We start from the raw sequence: 16602 nt of genomic DNA on the forward strand, positions 1-16602 counted from the left end.
CGTTCCCCTACGGGCAGGTTGGGGGTTTTGAAGGAACCCTCGGCCTGCCCTTTCCGTTTACGGTGGAGGGGGCTGGCAGCCGGCAGCCGAAACGACATTCGAGGGGCGCTCATGGAAGCCGTGATCCTGATTCTGGGGTTGCTCTTTTTCGCCTTCGTGGCCTTGGGCGTGTACGCGGGCGTAAAGGCCATCGGCGCGGCGAAGCGGGGTGTGGACCGTACGATCACCCAGGCGCGCCGCACCGTTGAGGACACCACGCTGCGGGCGAAGAGCTACGGCCAGGCGGGCGTGGGCGGAGAGCTGGCACAGCTGCGGCTCGCGCTGCGCACATCCATGCGGGCCACGCAGGAGGCGTTGCAGTCGGGAGCCGCCGAGGACGCCTCGCTCTCGGAGTCACTGGGCCTCTTCCAGCGGCTGAGTGTGCACGGGCGCGAGCTGGACGACGAGCTGAAGAGGCTGGAGCGCGAGCCCGACCGGGCGACGGTCGCCTCGCTGTTGCCGGGACTGAAGCAGCGTACGGCGCGGATCACGGACTCTGCTGATTCGCTGCGATGGGCCGCGCGCGACCGGGCGCGGCACTTCACCGACGGCGATCTGGACGCGCTGAATGCGCAGATCGATGTGGAGGCCGGGGCGCTGCGGCACTGGACGGTGGAGCCGGAGGAGCCGGTCCGCCGGCAGGAAGAGCCGCAGGGCGGCGGGCGCGACCAGGGACAGGTGCAAGGGCAGGGGAGTCGGCAGGAGCGTGGGCCGGCCGATGATGTGGCGCAGGCGATCACGGCTCCGGACCCGCGACTGCAGACCGAATACCCGTGGCAGAAGGCAGCTCGGCCCGAAACGACGAACTGAGGCGTTCGATGACCGGCGGTGACCCGTGTTCGACGACCGGCAATGACAGGATGCGGTCCGAAGCGAACGGAAGCGATCATTCGGCCGGGGTCGGACTGCCGAGCTGCGGGCTTGCCAGGTAACCTCCCGCTCATGTCCCGCCATGTCGCGATCATCACCGATTCCACGGCCTACCTGCCGCCCGAGGCGATGGAGCGGCATGGCATCACCGCGGTGCCGCTTACCGTCGTCCTCGGCGATCAGGCTCTGGAGGACGGCACCGAGATCTCGACCCGTTCCCTCGCGGTGGCGCTCCAGAAGCGCCGCCCCGTGACGACTTCCCGGCCCGGCCCGGAGGTCTTCGCCGCCGCGTACCGGGCGGCGGCCGAGGCCGGAGCCACCGGCATCGTCTCGCTGCACCTTTCTGCCGAGATCTCGGGTACGTACGACGCCGCTCTGCTCGCGGCGAAGGACGCACAGGTTCCGGTACGGGTGGTGGATACCGGGATGGTCACCATGGCCCTCGGATTCTGCGCCTTGGCGGCGGCGGAGACGGCAGAGGCGGGCGGAAGCCTGGACGAGGCCGTCGCAGCCGCGGAGAAGCGGGCAGCGGGCACCTCTGCGTACTTCTATGTCGACACGCTGGACTATCTGCGCCGCGGTGGTCGTATCGGTGCCGCGCAGGCTCTGCTGGGATCGGCGCTCGCCGTGAAGCCGCTGCTCCAGCTGGACGGCGGCCGTATCGAACTGCTGGAGAAGGTACGGACGGCCTCGAAGGCGATCGCACGTCTGGAGGAGATCGTCGCGGAACGGGCGGGCAGCAACCGGGTGGACATCGCCGTGCATCACCTGGCGGCACCCGAGCGGGCCGAGCGGCTCGCCGAGCGGCTGCGTGAGCGGGTGCCGGGTCTGGCCGATCTGCATGTCAGCGAGGTGGGCGCGGTGATCGGTGCGCACACCGGGCCCGGTCTGCTCGGGGCAGTGGTTTCGCCGCGCTGAGAACCGGTTCGCCGGTGTCACCTCTCGGGGTGGTCGAGTTATCCACAACTGGCTGGTCGTCCACAGAAGTTGGGCCTGCTCAGCGGGTTCGGGCGGATGTGCCTACCGTCGTGAGGCATGGCTCCCCGATCACATCGTGCAACCAGCGGAAGCGGCAGCGGCCCCGGTCGCGCCCCGGCCTCGGACGGGCGCACTCGTAGCGGTCCCGGCCTCGGCCCCGGATGGCGGCGGCCGTCGCGTGGGCGTGCAGACGTCGTAGCGGCGGCTTCGCGCCGTCGGGCGGACGCTCTCATGGGGGGTGCGTACGGCGGACGGGGCACGCGGCCTGTACTGCGGGTGGCCTCGGCTCCCACTCCGGTCTCGGCCCCGAGCCTGCCCACTACGCCGAGCCCGCCCCCGACGCCAAGTCCCGGTCCGTCTCCGGCTCCTGCGCCGACCCTGCCCCCGCCCCCGGGCCCGGCCCCGGTCTCGGTCTCGGGGATGCCGGGGCGGTGGGAGAGGCCGGTTTCAGCGTTGCGGGAGCGGATTCCGGTGTGGCTGCAGCTCAGATGTGGTCTGGAGTCAAAGTCCCTCGCCGCGCTGGCCGTTGTCCTGATCGCGGCGGCGGTCTTCGCCGCGGCGCATTTCTGGTCCGCGCGCCCCCACTCCGTACGCGCTCCTGATCCGGTCAACGAGGCTGCGCATGCCCGGACATCGGCCCCGGCGCCGGATGGCGCCGGAGTGCCGGAGCCGTCACCGGGGCCGCCGCCCACGACGGGGCCGGGCGGGCGCATCGTCGTCGATGTGAGCGGGAAGGTGCGAAGGCCAGGGATCCACCAGCTGCCGTCCGGCGCAAGGGTTGCCGATGCGCTGCGTGCGGCGGGCGGAGCCCGGCCAGGGGTCGACCTCGCCGGGCTCAACCGGGCGCGGGTGCTCATGGACGGGGAGCAGATCGTGGTGGGTGCCCCGCCCGGTCTTCCTGCCACCAGCGGTACGGGAGAAGCCGCTACGGGCGGCAGCGGCAGCCCCACAACCGGACCGGTCAGCCTCAACCGCGCGACCGTGGAACAGCTCGACACCTTGCCCGGTGTCGGCCCCGTTCTCGCCCAGCACATCGTCGACTACCGCACACAGCACGGCGGTTTCCGTTCCGTCGATGAGCTCCGCGAGGTCAACGGGATCGGTGACCGCCGGTTCGCCGACCTCCAACCGCTGGTGGGGCCATGAACCACCCGGACGTCCATGCGGCGTCGGGCCGGCGGCTGGGTGCCTCCAACCCTCGGCAGGAGGGCCCGGTCGACCTCCGACTGGTCCCGCCGGCCATGGCGGCCTGGGCCGGAGCGGCGCTCGCGCTGAGTGCGCCGGGAAGGTGGACGACGACGGGCGTGATGCTCTGCATCGCCGCAGCCATGGTGCTCCTGGCGATGCCGGGAGTATCGGCGATCCGCGCGATGCGCAGGCTGTCGGCCGATGCCGGGAGAGGGGCCGCAGGCGACGGGAGCGCGGTACGCAACCCGCGGCCGCACACCACCGCGACTGCCACTGCTGCGGCGCTGCTCTGCGCGGCGGCCGGGGCTGCGTCGGCCGGGTTGCAAAGCGCGGACGTACGGCAGGGGCCGGTCCATGAGCTTGCCCAGCGATTCGCGAGGGTCGAGGCGGAGGTGACGGTGACGTCCGACGCCCGGCAGACCCAGCCCCGGGTGCGAGGCAACCACAGCACGCCCACCTCGCTCCTCATGGACGCCGAGATCACGCGGCTGACCGGGCCCGACGGTGCGGTCACCCGGCTGCGAACGCCCGTGCTGCTGATCGTCTCGCCCGGCGGACCGATGGCTCGGTGGCAGCACTTGCTCCCCTCCACGCGACTGCACATCGGCGGCCGACTGACACCACCGCTGCGCGAAGGGGAACGCAATGCCGCCGTACTGCGGCCCGATGGCAAAGGCCCGCCCCGCATCACCGGGCCACCTTCCCTTCTCCAGCGCACGGCGGGTGCTCTGCGTGGCGGTCTGCGGCAGGCGACCGAGCGGCTGGACCCCGATGCGCGGGCGCTTCTGCCGGGCCTGGTGGTCGGCGACACCTCACGGGTCACGCCCGAACTGCACGATGCCTTCCAGACGGTCGACCTCACCCACCTGATGGCGGTCTCCGGTGCCAACCTGGCGATTCTGCTCGTCCTCCTGATCGGACCGCCGGGCACAGCGTCGCACGTCGAACGCCGCGGTCTGGCGCCCCGGTTGGGGATCTCGCTCAGAATGACGGCATTGCTCGGCGGCGGGCTCACACTCGCCTTCGTCATCGTCTGCCGACCCGAGCCGAGCGTGCTGCGGTCCGCGGCCTGCGGACTGATCACCCTGCTCGCCATCGGCACGGGTCGCCGCAGATCGCTGATTCCCGCGCTGGCCGCCGCGGTTCTGCTGCTGGTGCTGTACGACCCGTGGATGGCGCGCAGTTACGGCTTCGTCCTCTCCGTCCTGGCCACCGGCGCCCTGCTCACCATCGCCCCGAAGTGGAGCGACGCGCTGCAACGGCGCCGGATCCCGCCCCGGCTCGCCGAGGCACTGGCCGCGGCCGCCGCGGCGCAGGCGGTGTGCGCGCCGGTCGTCGTGCTGCTCGCCTCCCGGGTCAGCCTGGTGGCGATCCCGTGCAACCTTGCGGCCGAGTTCGCGGTGGCGCCGGCCACGGTCCTCGGGTTCGCCACGCTTGCCCTGGCGCCGGTGGCCATGCCCGTGGCAGAGCTGCTCGCCCGGATCGCGGGTTGGCCGACCGGGTGGATCGCCTCGGTGGCCCGCGCCGGGGCGGCCCTGCCCGGGGCGGAGATCGACTGGCCCGACGGCGGGAAGGGCGCGCTGCTGCTCGCCGCGCTGACGGCTCTGGTGGTGCTGTTCGCCCGTCGCATCGTGCGTCACGCCTGGGTCTGTTCGGCAGCCGCGCTGCTGCTGATCCTCGCGGTGCTGCGCCCGGCGCCGCTCACCCGGGTGCTGACCGGATGGCCGCCGCCGGACTGGGCGTTCGCAATGTGCGACGTGGGGCAGGGTGACGCCCTGGTGCTGGCCGCGGGGGACGGCACGGGCGTAGTCGTCGACACCGGTCCCGACCCCCGGCTCGCCGACCGGTGCCTGCGCGACCTCGGTATCACCGAGGTGCCGCTCCTGATCCTTACGCACTTCCACGCGGATCACGTACGGGGCCTGCCCGGTGTGCTGCGGGGCAGAGCGGTGGGGGCGATCCAGACGACGAGCCTGGACGAACCGCCGGACCAGGTCGCGTTCGTACGGAGAACGGCCGCCGCGTCGGGCGTCCCCCTGGTGCGGGCCGTCCCCGGTGAACGTCGCCGGACCGGGCCGCTCGACTGGCGGGTCCTCTGGCCGGCGGGCGCCACGGGGGCGGGCGGTGTATCGGCGGTCCCGGCGGCCGGGCCCGTACCGCAGGAGCCGAATGACGCCAGTGTCACCCTGTACGTCAGGACCGGCGGGCCCACCCTGTTGCTCCTGGGCGATCTCGAACCTCCGGCCCAGCAGGGGCTGTTGCGCAGGTATCCCGCGCTGCCGCCGGTGGACGTTCTCAAGGTCGCCCATCACGGCTCCGCTCACCAGGACCCCGCTCTGCTGCGCAGCGCGCACCCGAGACTCGCCCTGGTGAGCGTGGGCAGGGACAACCCGTACGGTCACCCCGCCCCGCGCACCGTCGATGAGCTCAGAGCCGGCGGCGCCGAGGTGCTGCGTACGGACACCGACGGCGCGATCGCCGTCACGGGTGCCGGGCCGGCATTGCGGGCGGTGGGCCGGTCATGAGCACCCTCGCGTCGACTCAGGCCCGTGCCACCGTGCAGCCGTACAACCGTCGCTCCTCGGTCCGGCCAGGCACCGTCGGCCATCAGCTCCCGCCCGGCCGGCTCGTTCTTCTCGGGCCACGCCTTGACCGCGTACGGAGTGAAGCGGAGGTCGCGCAACACCGCGTCCCGATGATGCGGAATACCGGTGCCGCTGTGCCGAATCAGGCACGCGCGCAAATGGAGCGACGACCAATTCGGACCTTCGGTAACACCTCAGCCCAAGCCGCTGCGAGCTGCTCTGTTTGCCTCGAACGTCACAATAGTGATCGAATGCATGCTCGTCGGTGGGCCGCTGCTCCGACGACGACGTCCAGCCGCCAGGCCCCAAGGTGAAGGCACTCCAGGGGATAGGTACGGATGTTCGACCGTTGGCTGGGAAGTATGCGAAGCAAGGGAGCGACGACGGGTGCCGCGCGCGGCAACGCCCTCACCGGAATTGAGGTGCCGCGCACCGCCGGAGTGCTCAGCTGCCGCGTGCTCGACCCCGTCAACGAGATCGTGCCGCAGGCCGAGTTCGTTGTGACGGACAGCGCGGGCCGCAAGGTCCTCGGTGGTGAGACGGACCCGTACGGCAGTGTCCTCGCCACGGTCCCGGCCGGCGAGTACCGACTGGCCGTCACGGCTGAGGGGTTCACCCCGTTTCACGGTGCGGCCACAGTCGTCGAGGGCGGCCACGCGAGCCTCGGCGATGTGACCCTGCAACTGTCCGCGCTCCCACTGCTGCCCGACCCGGGCGAGTGGGAGGTCGAGCCGATGCACTCGCAGATCGGTTTCACAGCCCGGCACATCGGCATGGCGCGTATCCACGGCCGGTTCAACACCTTCGCCGGTGCTGTCCGGATCGCCGACCGCATGGAGAACTCGGCCATGCACGTGATCATCGACGCCTCGTCGATCGACACGAACGTCCAGATGCGCGACGACCACCTGCGCTCCAGCGACTTCCTCGATGTGGGCCGCTATCCGACGCTGGAGTTCTACAGCGACCGCTTCGTCCACCGCGGCGGCACCCGCTGGGGTGTGACAGGCGCGCTCACACTGCACGGCGTCAGCCGTACGGTCACGCTGGACACCCAGTACCTCGGCCTGGGCAATGGCTTGGAGGGCGAGATTCGCGCCGCCTGCCGGGCCACCACGGAACTGCACCGCCAGGACTTCACCCTCACCTGGCAGACCATGCTGGCCCGCGGCATCGCGGCCGTCGGCTCCAGCATCTCCATCGACATGGACATCCAGATCGTCCCCAAGAGCTGAGCCGGCGGCGCCCGTTCAGGGCGCTTCGAGCCACCCCTCGTACTCCGAGGCGAACGCATCCAGCGCGGAGGCGTTCAGCCGCCCCGACGGGTCCTCCACGACCACGAGCCACTGGGCGTCCTCGGCATCGTCCTCGCCGGCCAGCGCATCGCGTACGAGCTGAGGCTCCTCGGTGACCCCGAAACGGTCGGCGAGCTCTCCGGCCACCTCCTCGGCGGCGTCGCGGTCGGGCAGCACCAGTACATGTCTCACATCGCTCACCTGCCCATTCTTCCGCACGGTGTACGGGGTGTGCGCCGTTGCTCCGGCGACGGGGTTGTCGGTGGTGCGTGGGATGCTGGACGGCGATGGCCACCAGAAAGAATTCCACCGACGATCCGCTCGCCCCCCTTACGCTCGCTGTGGGCCAGGAGGACCTGCTCCTCGACCGCGCCGTGCAACAGGTGGTGGCGGCGGCCCGTGCCTCCGACCCCGACACGGATGTCCGCGACCTCACCTCCGACCAGCTCCAGCCCGGCACTCTCGCCGAACTGACGAGCCCGTCGCTCTTCGCCGAGCGCAAGGTGGTGATTGTGCGCAATGCGCAGGATCTCTCCGCCGACACGATCAAGGACGTCAAGGCGTACCTCGGCGATCCGGTCGAGGAGATCACCCTCGTTCTGCTGCATGCGGGCGGCGCCAAGGGCAAGGGGCTGCTGGACGCGGCGCGCAAGGCCGGGGCGCGGGAGGTCACGTGTCCGAAGACGACCAAGCCGGCCGAGCGGCTCTCGTTCGTACGGTCGGAGTTCCGCGCGCTGGGGCGCTCGGCGACGCCCGAGGCGTGCCAGGCGCTGGTCGACTCCATCGGCAGTGATCTGCGGGAGCTGGCGAGTGCGGCCTCACAGCTCGTCGCGGATGTCGAGGGCACGATCGACGAGGCGGTCGTCGCCCGTTACTACACGGGCCGTGCAGAGGCATCGAGTTTCACGGTCGCCGACCGCGCGGTGGAGGGGCGGGCTGCGGAGGCGCTCGAGGCGTTGCGCTGGTCGCTGTCGACCGGGGTGGCGCCCGTGCTGATCACCAGTGCGCTCGCGCAGGGCGTACGGGCGATCGGAAAGCTGTCCTCGGCACGTGGGGGGCGGCCCGCGGACCTCGCCCGTGAGCTGGGCATGCCACCGTGGAAGATCGACCGGGTGCGCCAGCAGATGCGTGGGTGGACGCCGGACGGGGTGGCCGTGGCGCTGCGGGCGGTCGCGGATGCGGATGCGGGCGTCAAGGGGGGCGGCGACGATCCGGAGTACGCGTTGGAGAAGGCCGTGGTCGCGGTGGCGCGGGCGGCGCGGTCAGGGCGGTCGGGGCGGTAGCCGGGCGCGTGAGGGTGCCGGGTTTCTTCCGGCGATCGCTCGGTCCTCAATCTGCCCCATAGCTTCAAGGGGGCCTCAAGGGCATGCGGTGATCCCCGAGACAGGCTGAGCAGGGAACGCCGAAGGCCCCGTGTCTCGCTCCGGGGAGAGCGGGGTCGGGGCCTTCGGTTCACGCTTGGTGCGCCGCACCCGCGTGGCGAACGCAGGTTCGGTGTGCGGCGCGGGGGCCGGGCAGGGGCGGGAGAGAGGGCCCGCTGGTCCGTTCCGGCGGTTACATCAGAAAGCTCAGCCCTGGAGGGAGGCAACCTTGGACGCCAGCGCCGACTTCTTGTTGGCGGCGGCGTTCTTGTGGATGACACCCTTCGAGACGGCCTTGTCGAGCGCGCGGGAGGCGTCGCGAGCGGCCGCGGTGGCCTTCTCGACGTCACCGGCGACGGCAGCCTCACGGGCCTTGCGGATAGCGGTCTTGAGCGAGGACTTGACGGCCTTGTTGCGCAGGCGCGCCTTCTCGTTCGTCTTGTTCCGCTTGATCTGGGACTTGATGTTCGCCACGAAAGAGCCTTTTCAGGTTCGTTGGATCTTTGATGTGCGCCCCGCGGCCCGAGAGAGTCGCGAGACACAGCTGTCAACGGTACCAGTCCCCCTCCGACCGGCCCAAACCGCTCCTCGCCCCGCAACCATGGGACGATGGAGGCTACGTATCGATCCGACCGAACCGACATCGACCCGAGACACGGCGTTCGGCGTCTCAAGAATCAGGACCCTGCGTGCCCGCGACTCCTACCAACGTGCCCGAGCCGAGCCGTACCGACCCGGCGCTGATCCGCAACTTCTGCATCATCGCGCACATCGACCACGGCAAGTCGACCCTTGCCGACCGGATGCTTCAGCTGACGGGCGTGGTCGACCAGCGGCAGATGCGCGCTCAGTACCTCGACCGGATGGACATCGAGCGCGAGCGCGGCATCACCATCAAGTCCCAGGCGGTACGTCTGCCCTGGGCGCCCAGCACGGGCGAGGACCAGGGGCGCACCCACGTCCTCAACATGATCGACACCCCGGGCCACGTGGACTTCACCTACGAGGTCTCCCGCTCGCTCGCCGCTTGCGAGGGCACGGTCCTTCTGGTCGACGCCGCGCAGGGCATCGAGGCCCAGACGCTGGCCAACCTCTACCTGGCGATGGAGAACGACCTCACCATCGTCCCGGTGCTCAACAAGATCGACCTGCCGGCCGCGCAGCCCGAGAAGTTCTCCGAGGAGCTGGCCAACCTCATCGGCTGCCAGCCGGAGGACGTGCTCAAGGTCTCCGCGAAGACCGGTGTCGGCGTGGACACGCTGCTCGACCGGGTGGTCAAGGACGTCCCGGCCCCGATCGGCAAGGCCGACGCCCCCGCCCGCGCGATGATCTTCGACTCGGTCTACGACTCGTACCGTGGCGTCGTCACGTATGTCCGTGTCGTCGACGGTCAGCTCAACAAGCGCGAGCGCATCAGGATGATGTCCACCGGCGCCACTCACGAGCTGCTGGAGATCGGGGTCTCCTCTCCGGAGATGACCCCGGCCGACGGGCTCGGTGTGGGCGAAGTGGGCTACATCATCACCGGTGTGAAGGACGTCCGGCAGTCCAAGGTCGGTGACACCATCACCTCCCAGAGCAAGGGCGCGACCGAGGCACTGGGCGGCTACAAGGACCCCAAGCCGATGGTGTTCTCGGGCCTGTACCCGCTGGACGGCTCGGACTACCCGGACCTGCGCGAGGCGCTCGACAAGCTCCAGCTCAACGACGCCGCCCTGGTGTACGAGCCGGAGACCTCCGCCGCGCTCGGCTTCGGTTTCCGCGTCGGCTTCCTCGGCCTGCTCCACCTCGATGTGATCCGAGAGCGGCTGGAGCGTGAGTTCGGTCTCGAACTCATCGCCACCGCCCCCAACGTGGTCTACCGCGTGGACATGGAGGACGGCAGCGAGCACATTGTCACCAACCCGAGCGAATTTCCCGAGGGCAAGATCGACAAGGTGCACGAGCCCGTCGTGCGCGCCACCATCCTCGCTCCCAGCGAGTTCATCGGCGCGATCATGGAGCTCTGCCAGAACCGGCGCGGCACCCTGCTCGGCATGGACTACCTCTCCGAGGACCGGGTCGAGATCCGCTACACCCTGCCGCTCGCCGAGATCGTCTTCGACTTCTTCGACCAGCTGAAGTCCAAGACGCGGGGTTACGCCTCTCTCGACTACGAGCCCACCGGCGAGCAGTCCGCCCAGCTCGTCAAGGTCGACATCCTGCTGCACGGCGACAAGGTCGACGCGTTCTCGGCGGTCACGCACAAGGACAAGGCGTACGCGTACGGCGTGCGGCTTGTCGCCAAGCTGCGCGAGCTGATCCCGCGGCAGAACTTCGAGGTGCCGATCCAGGCCGCCATCGGCTCCCGTGTCATCGCCCGTGAGACCGTCCGCGCCATCCGCAAGGACGTCCTCGCCAAGTGCTACGGCGGTGACATCTCCCGTAAGCGGAAGCTGCTGGAGAAGCAGAAGGAAGGCAAGAAGCGGATGAAGATGGTCGGCAACGTTGAGGTGCCGCAGGAGGCCTTCATCGCCGTGCTGTCGACGGACGAGTCGGGCGGGGACGGCAAGGCCAAGAAGTAGCTTCCGTTGCAAGACCGAGAAGCAACTCCCGCCCCGGCTCCGTCCGCCCCTGCCCGGTGGTAGGCCAACAGGCCCCTGTGTCGCAGCATTTGGTGCGACACAGGGGCCCGTTTGTTATGAAGCGGCGGCCCCTTGCCCCTTACGCGGCGGACGCGCGCGCTCTACCCTGATCACGACCTCTTAGTTACTCGCCAGTTAAGCAACAGGGCAAGCACCGCAGGACCAAGCAACGCAGGACCAAGCGCACAGGGTGCGTGGGAACACACGTAGGAACAAGCAGCAATCAACAGCCGGTCGTGAAGCACTGCCGCAGGCCCGGAGGATGTCGTGAGCGACACACAGACCTTGATCGAGAACCGACCGCCCTCCGTGGCGAACCTCTTCATCGACCGCGTCGCGGCCACCCCGGACGGGGAGGCCTACCGCTACCCCGTCCCTGCGGCCGCCGGTGAGGGACCGGATGAGTGGAAGTCGCTGAGCTGGGCACAGGCCGCCGAGCGGGTGTACGCCATCGCGGCCGGGCTGATCGGTCTGGGTGTGCAGCCGGAGGAGCGGGTCGCGCTCGCCGCCGGCACGCGAATGGAATGGATCCTCGCCGACCTCGGTGTGATGTGCGCGGGCGCCGCCACCACGACGATCTACCCGTCGACCAACGCCGAGGAGTCGGCGTTCATCCTCTCCGACTCCGAGAGCCGGGTCCTGATCGCCGAGGACGCCCGCCAGCTGGCCAAGGCCCGGGAGTGCCGCGCCGAGCTGCCGAACCTCGCCCACGTCGTCGTCATCGACCCCGAGGGCGCCGGACCCGCCGAGGGCGACCCCGAGGGCTGGGTGCTCACCCTTGCCGATCTGGAGGCCCGCGGCGCCGAGCACCTGGCGAAGAACCCCGACTCGATCAAGGAACGCGTCGCCGCCATCACGGCCGACCAGCTGGCCACCCTGATCTACACCTCGGGCACCACCGGACGCCCCAAGGGCGTACGCCTGCCGCACGACAACTGGTCGTACATGGCCAAGGCCACCGTGGCGACCGGCCTGATCACCAAGGACGACGTCCAGTACCTCTGGCTGCCGCTCGCGCACGTCTTCGGCAAGGTCCTCACCTCGGGCCAGATCGAGATCGGCCATGTCACCGCCGTCGACGGCCGGGTCGACAAGATCATCGAGAACCTTCCGGTGGTCCAGCCGACGTACATGGCCGCCGTCCCCCGTATCTTCGAAAAGGTCTACAACGGCATCGCCGCCAAGGCACGGGCCGGTGGCGGTGCCAAGTACAAGATCTTCCAGTGGGCGGCCGGGGTCGCCCGCGAGTACGCGACGGTCTCCCAGGACAGCTTCCGGCGCACCGGCACGGCCTCCGTCCCGTTCGCTCTCGGTGCCAAGCACAAGGTCGCCGACGCCCTCGTCTTCGCCAAGATCCGCGAGGCCTTCGGCGGCCGGCTGCGTGCCTGCATCTCCGGCTCCGCCGCCCTCGCTCCCGACATCGGCTACTTCTTCGCGGGCGCCGGCATCCACATCCTGGAGGGCTACGGCCTCACCGAGACCAGTGCCGCCTCCTTCGTCAACCCGGGCGAGGCCTACCGCACGGGCACCGTGGGCAAGCCGCTCCCCGGCACCGAGGTACGGATCGCCGAAGACGGTGAGATCCTGCTGCGCGGCCCCGGCCTGATGCAGGGTTACCAGGGGCTCCCGGAGAAGACCGCCGAGGTGCTGGAGGCGGACGGCTGGTTCCACACCGGCGACATCGGCGAGCTGTCCGTGGACGGCTATCTCCGGATCACCGACCGCAAGAAGGACCTGATCAAGACGTCCGGCGGCAAATACATCGCCCCGGCGGAGGTCGAGGGACAGTTCAAGGCGGTCTGCCCGTTCGTCTCCAACATCCTGGTGCACGGCGCGAACCGCAACTTCTGCACCGCCCTGATCGCACTCGACGAGCCGACCATCCTCGGCTGGGCCGCCGAGAACGGTCTGGGCGGGAAGCCGTACGCCGAAGTGGTGGCGTCCCGACAGGCCGTGGAGCTCATCGAGGGCTATGTGAAGCGGCTCAACGAGGGGCTGCAGCGCTGGCAGACCATCAAGAAGTTCCGGCTGCTGCCCCGCGATCTCGACATCGAGCACGGCGAGCTGACACCCAGTCTGAAGCTGAAGCGGCCGGTCGTCGAGCGTGAGTACAAGGACCTCATCGACGACATGTACGCGGGGACCCGCGAGGCTTAGGCCGACGGCCGCACGGTGCGGCTGCTTCCGTCTCCCTCTGTTCACTTTCTCTGCTCACTTCGGCAACTCGTCGCTTATGAGCGTGGTCCATCTGTCACTCTGTCGGTGTTGTCAGCGGCGCCCAGCGAGAACAGACAGAACGAGAACAGACAGACAGAGCGAGAACAGGTCAGGAGCTGCACCGTGGGGCCCATTCCCTTGCAGCGGGACATCGTTCAGCGTCCCGGTATCACCGTCGGCCATGCGGATGCGCGGCCGGTCGCCCGTACGTCCCTGCCCGGAAACCTCCTCGCGCCCTCTGCTGCCCGCCGGTTCGTCAGGGCAGCGCTCACCGAGTGGACCGGGCTGGGACTGCCGGCGGCCGTGGGCTTCAGCGAGCGTCTGGCCGATGATGCGGTCGCCGTCGTCAGCGAGTTGGTCACCAACGCGGTCGTGCACGCCGGGACCAATGTCGAGCTGATCTGCCGGCTGGAGGAGGCCACCGAGGACGAGGCCGCGGCCGTGGTGCTGGAGGTCTCCGACCATCACCCGGCCCGTGCCGTACGCAGCGAACGCCCGGAGGACGGCAGCGCGGACACGGCGCAGGGCGATGCCCCCACCGGCCCCGAGGAGCCCGCCGAGTACGGTCGCGGGCTCCAGCTCGTCGGCGCCCTCGCCGAGCGCTGGGGCATCACCTACCGCACCGGCCTCAAGACCGTCTGGGCCCGGCTTCCCGTCGACGACTGGAATCCGTTCCCCGAACCATCGGCCGAGCCCGGATTCCAGCGGGGACTGCGCGCTGCCGAGCTGCTCGCCCCCAGTGCCCGGCGGGCCCTGCGCGGCAACGCGGACTGGGCCGGCCGCGGTGCGCTCTCGTTCCTCGCCGAGGCCTCGGACCTGCTCGCAGGCCAGCTCGACGAGGACATCGTCGCTGCGCTCGCCGGACAGTTGCTGGTGCCCAGACTCGCCGACTGGTGCGCGATCTGGCTGGAGCCCGAGAACGGCGGTCCGTCCGCCGTCCCTCGGCTCGCCAGCGTCTGGCACCGGGACGAGTCCGAGACCGGGCGGCTTCGTACCTTGCTGGAGCAGGACCCGATCCGGCTGCCCGAGCGGGTGGGCACCGGGCCCGTCTCCATGCCCTGGCCCGGGGGCGAGGAGGACGGCGGGGAATCCGACGGGCGCGCCGGATCCGCTCTCGCCTACAGGATCACACCGGGCGGCCGCACACTCGGCGCCGTACTCCTCGGCCGGGAGGGCACGGCACGTGTCCCCGACGAAGTGACCGCCCTGATAGAGGACTTCGTACGCCGTGTCGGCCTCGCCGTCGGCGCCGCCCGCGAGTACACCCGGCAGGCCACCATCAGCCGCATTCTGCAACGCGCGCTGCTGCCCAGCAAGGTCGCCGACATACCCGGCGTCACCAGCTCTCTGGTGTACGAACCCAGTGACGACGGGGTGGTCGGCGGCGACTTCTACGACATCTTCCCGTGTCCCGGCGACCGCTGGTGCTTCGTCCTCGGCGATGTGCAGGGCAGCGGCCCCGAAGCCGCCGTCGTCACCGGCCTCGCCCGGCCCTGGCTGCGGCTGCTGTCCCGTGAGGGCTTCGGCGTCGGCGAAGTGCTGGACCGGCTCAACCGGCTGCTCCTCGACGATGCCATGGAGGCTGCCGAAGCGGCCGCGCTCATGGTTGCCGCGGCGGGCGGACAGCAGACGGCGGACACCGGTCAGTCCCGCTTTCTCTCCCTGCTGTACGGAGAACTCGTGCCGCTGCCCGGCGGCGGCGTGCGCTGCACCCTCGCCAGCGCCGGTCACCCGTTGCCGCTGCTGCTGCGCCCGGACGGCGAGGTGCGCCCGGCCGCCGAGCCGCAGATGCTGCTCGGGATCTTCGACGACGTCGCGTACGAGAGTCAGAGCTTCGAGCTGGCGCCCGGCGACAGTCTGCTGTGTGTCACGGACGGCGTGACGGAGCGGCGCTCCGGGGCGCTGATGTTCGACGACGGGGACGGTCTGGCCCGGGCGCTGGCCGACTGTGCCGGACTGTCGGCGGACGGGATCGCGGACCGGATCAAGCGGGCCGTGCACGAATTCGCCGAGCGGCCGCCGGACGACGATCTGGCACTGCTGGTGTTGCAGGCGGGGTGAGGAGAGACGGGCGGCCGGCTGGGACGGGAGGGCGGTGCGGTCCATGGGGTCCGGTGGCCGTGATCTCGGGCGTGGCCCGCAGATCCCGGGCGGCGAGTGACAATGGGCGGTATGCCTTCCGTACTGCCCGATGGTGAGCCCGTACCCGACGACGGGGCGCTGCCCCGCCATGCCCTGGAAGGCGCCGCCGACCGGCCGCTCGGCTTCTACCTGCATGTGCCGTACTGCGCGACCCGCTGCGGCTACTGCGACTTCAACACGTACACCGCGACCGAGCTGCGCGGCTCCGGCGGTGCGCTGGCCTCCCGGGACAACTACGCCGCCCATCTGATCGGCGAGGTCCACCAGGCTCGCAAGGTCCTCGGCGACAACCCGCGGCCGGTCCGTACGGTCTTCGTCGGCGGCGGCACGCCGACCCTGCTGGCTGCCGGAGACCTGGTACGGATGCTGGGGGCGATCCGCGACGAGTTCGGGCTCGCGGACGATGCCGAGATCACCACCGAGGCCAACCCGGAGTCCGTCGGTCCGGCGTATCTGGCCGAGCTGCGCGAAGGCGGCTTCAACCGGATCTCGTTCGGGATGCAGAGCGCGCGGCAGCATGTGCTGAAGATCCTGGACCGTACGCATACGCCGGGGCGGCCCGAGGCGTGTGTCGCCGAGGCCCGGCAGGCGGGCTTCGAGCATGTCAACCTCGATCTGATCTACGGCACGCCCGGGGAGTCCGACGACGACTGGCGGGCCTCGCTGGACGCGGCGATCGGTGCGGGACCGGACCATGTGTCCGCGTACGCGCTGATCGTCGAGGAGGGGACGCAGCTGGCCCGGCGGATCAGGCGCGGCGAGATCCCGATGACCGATGACGACGCCCATGCGGACCGGTACCTGATCGCGGACGAGGCGATGACCGCGGCGGGCTTCTCCTGGTACGAGGTGTCGAACTGGGCCCGTACGCCCGAGGGCCGGTGCCTGCACAACGAGCTGTACTGGCGCGGCGCCGACTGGTGGGGCGCCGGTCCCGGGGCGCACAGCCATGTCGGCGGGGTGCGCTGGTGGAACGTGAAGCATCCGGGAGCGTACGCGCAGGCTCTGGCCGAGGGGCGGTCGCCGGGGGCCGGCCGCGAGATCCTTTCCGCGGAGGACCGGCGGGTCGAGCGGATCCTGCTGGAGCTGCGGCTCGTGGACGGGTGTCCGTTGTCGCTGCTGGCACCGGCGGGGCTGGCCGCGGCGGGGCGGGCGGTGGAGGACGGTCTGCTGGAGCCGGTGCCGTACGGACAGGGGCGGGCGGTGCTTACGTTGCGGGGGCGGTTGCTGGCGGATGCGGTGGTGCGGGACCTGGTGGACTGAGGGAGGGGCGGGGGTGGTGCGGGTACACCTGCGGCGGGCT

General features: G+C 70.3%; 12 protein-coding genes. 10 read left to right on the forward strand and 2 right to left on the reverse strand.

Annotated elements, in window-relative coordinates; all coding sequences use genetic code 11:
• Positions 1-111: 111 nt before the first annotated feature.
• From ACH4EW_RS03935 to ACH4EW_RS03955, 5 genes are all read left to right on the forward strand, one after another.
• The gene (locus ACH4EW_RS03935; protein ID WP_398250904.1) at positions 112-849 is read left to right on the forward strand and encodes a hypothetical protein; all 738 of its coding nucleotides are present in this window, start codon (positions 112-114) and stop codon (positions 847-849) included.
• Positions 850-981: 132 nt separating this feature from the next.
• Positions 982-1827 (forward strand): DegV family protein, encoded by an 846-nt coding sequence (locus tag ACH4EW_RS03940; protein WP_398250907.1) that lies wholly within the window; start codon positions 982-984, stop codon positions 1825-1827.
• 531 nt (positions 1828-2358) lie between these two features.
• Entirely contained in the window at positions 2359-3033 is a 675-nt protein-coding gene (locus ACH4EW_RS03945; RefSeq protein WP_398250909.1) for a helix-hairpin-helix domain-containing protein, read from the forward strand.
• Positions 3030-5600 carry a ComEC/Rec2 family competence protein gene (locus ACH4EW_RS03950; RefSeq protein WP_398250912.1) on the forward strand — a complete coding sequence of 857 codons (2571 nt, stop codon included), beginning with the start codon at positions 3030-3032 and terminating at the stop codon, positions 5598-5600. Before ACH4EW_RS03945 ends, ACH4EW_RS03950 begins: the two co-directional genes overlap by 4 nt.
• Positions 5601-5998: 398 nt before the next feature.
• Positions 5999-6895, forward strand: a complete 897-nt coding sequence (locus ACH4EW_RS03955) for a YceI family protein (protein WP_398250915.1) — start codon at positions 5999-6001, stop codon at positions 6893-6895.
• A gap of 15 nt (positions 6896-6910) precedes the next feature.
• On the opposite strand, the gene ACH4EW_RS03960 is transcribed toward ACH4EW_RS03955, so the two are convergent.
• Positions 6911-7156 carry a hypothetical protein gene (locus ACH4EW_RS03960; RefSeq protein WP_398250918.1) on the reverse strand — a complete coding sequence of 82 codons (246 nt, stop codon included), beginning with the start codon at positions 7154-7156 and terminating at the stop codon, positions 6911-6913.
• Positions 7157-7242: 86 nt separating this feature from the next.
• Between ACH4EW_RS03960 and holA the strand changes: the two genes are divergently transcribed.
• Positions 7243-8238, forward strand: coding sequence for a DNA polymerase III subunit delta (holA, locus tag ACH4EW_RS03965; RefSeq protein WP_398250921.1), 996 nt, complete (start codon positions 7243-7245; stop codon positions 8236-8238).
• Positions 8239-8523: 285 nt separating this feature from the next.
• Here holA and rpsT read toward each other — a convergent pair whose 3' ends face one another.
• Complete coding sequence (gene rpsT / locus ACH4EW_RS03970; protein WP_398250924.1) at positions 8524-8790, reverse strand: 30S ribosomal protein S20; 267 nt, start codon at positions 8788-8790, stop codon at positions 8524-8526.
• Between the two features lie 215 nt (positions 8791-9005).
• Between rpsT and lepA the strand changes: the two genes are divergently transcribed.
• From lepA to hemW, 4 genes are all read left to right on the forward strand, one after another.
• Complete coding sequence (gene lepA, locus ACH4EW_RS03975) at positions 9006-10880, forward strand: translation elongation factor 4 (protein WP_398250927.1); 1875 nt, start codon at positions 9006-9008, stop codon at positions 10878-10880.
• Between the two features lie 327 nt (positions 10881-11207).
• Positions 11208-13097, forward strand: a complete 1890-nt coding sequence (locus tag ACH4EW_RS03980; RefSeq protein WP_398250930.1) for an AMP-dependent synthetase/ligase — start codon at positions 11208-11210, stop codon at positions 13095-13097.
• Between the two features lie 198 nt (positions 13098-13295).
• The gene (locus ACH4EW_RS03985) at positions 13296-15218 is read left to right on the forward strand and encodes a SpoIIE family protein phosphatase (RefSeq protein WP_398251277.1); all 1923 of its coding nucleotides are present in this window, start codon (positions 13296-13298) and stop codon (positions 15216-15218) included.
• Positions 15219-15320: 102 nt separating this feature from the next.
• Positions 15321-16562, forward strand: coding sequence for a radical SAM family heme chaperone HemW (gene hemW / locus ACH4EW_RS03990; RefSeq protein WP_398250933.1), 1242 nt, complete (start codon positions 15321-15323; stop codon positions 16560-16562).
• Positions 16563-16602 lie beyond the last annotated feature (40 nt).

This window comes from Streptomyces sp. NPDC018000 (assembly GCF_044328025.1).
In the GTDB taxonomy this organism is placed as follows: Bacteria; Actinomycetota; Actinomycetes; order Streptomycetales; family Streptomycetaceae; genus Streptomyces.

Bases quoted from the DNA above. Each gene is read 5' to 3' on its own strand.
- ACH4EW_RS03935 (WP_398250904.1), top strand. From the start codon at position 112: ATGGAAGCCGTGATCCTGATTCTGGGGTTGCTCTTTTTCGCCTTCGTG.
- ACH4EW_RS03940 (WP_398250907.1), top strand. From the start codon at position 982: ATGTCCCGCCATGTCGCGATCATCACCGATTCCACGGCCTACCTGCCG.
- ACH4EW_RS03950 (WP_398250912.1), top strand. From the start codon at position 3,030: ATGAACCACCCGGACGTCCATGCGGCGTCGGGCCGGCGGCTGGGTGCC.
- ACH4EW_RS03955 (WP_398250915.1), top strand. From the start codon at position 5,999: ATGTTCGACCGTTGGCTGGGAAGTATGCGAAGCAAGGGAGCGACGACG.
- holA (WP_398250921.1), top strand. From the start codon at position 7,243: ATGGCCACCAGAAAGAATTCCACCGACGATCCGCTCGCCCCCCTTACG.
- hemW (WP_398250933.1), top strand. From the start codon at position 15,321: ATGGGCGGTATGCCTTCCGTACTGCCCGATGGTGAGCCCGTACCCGAC.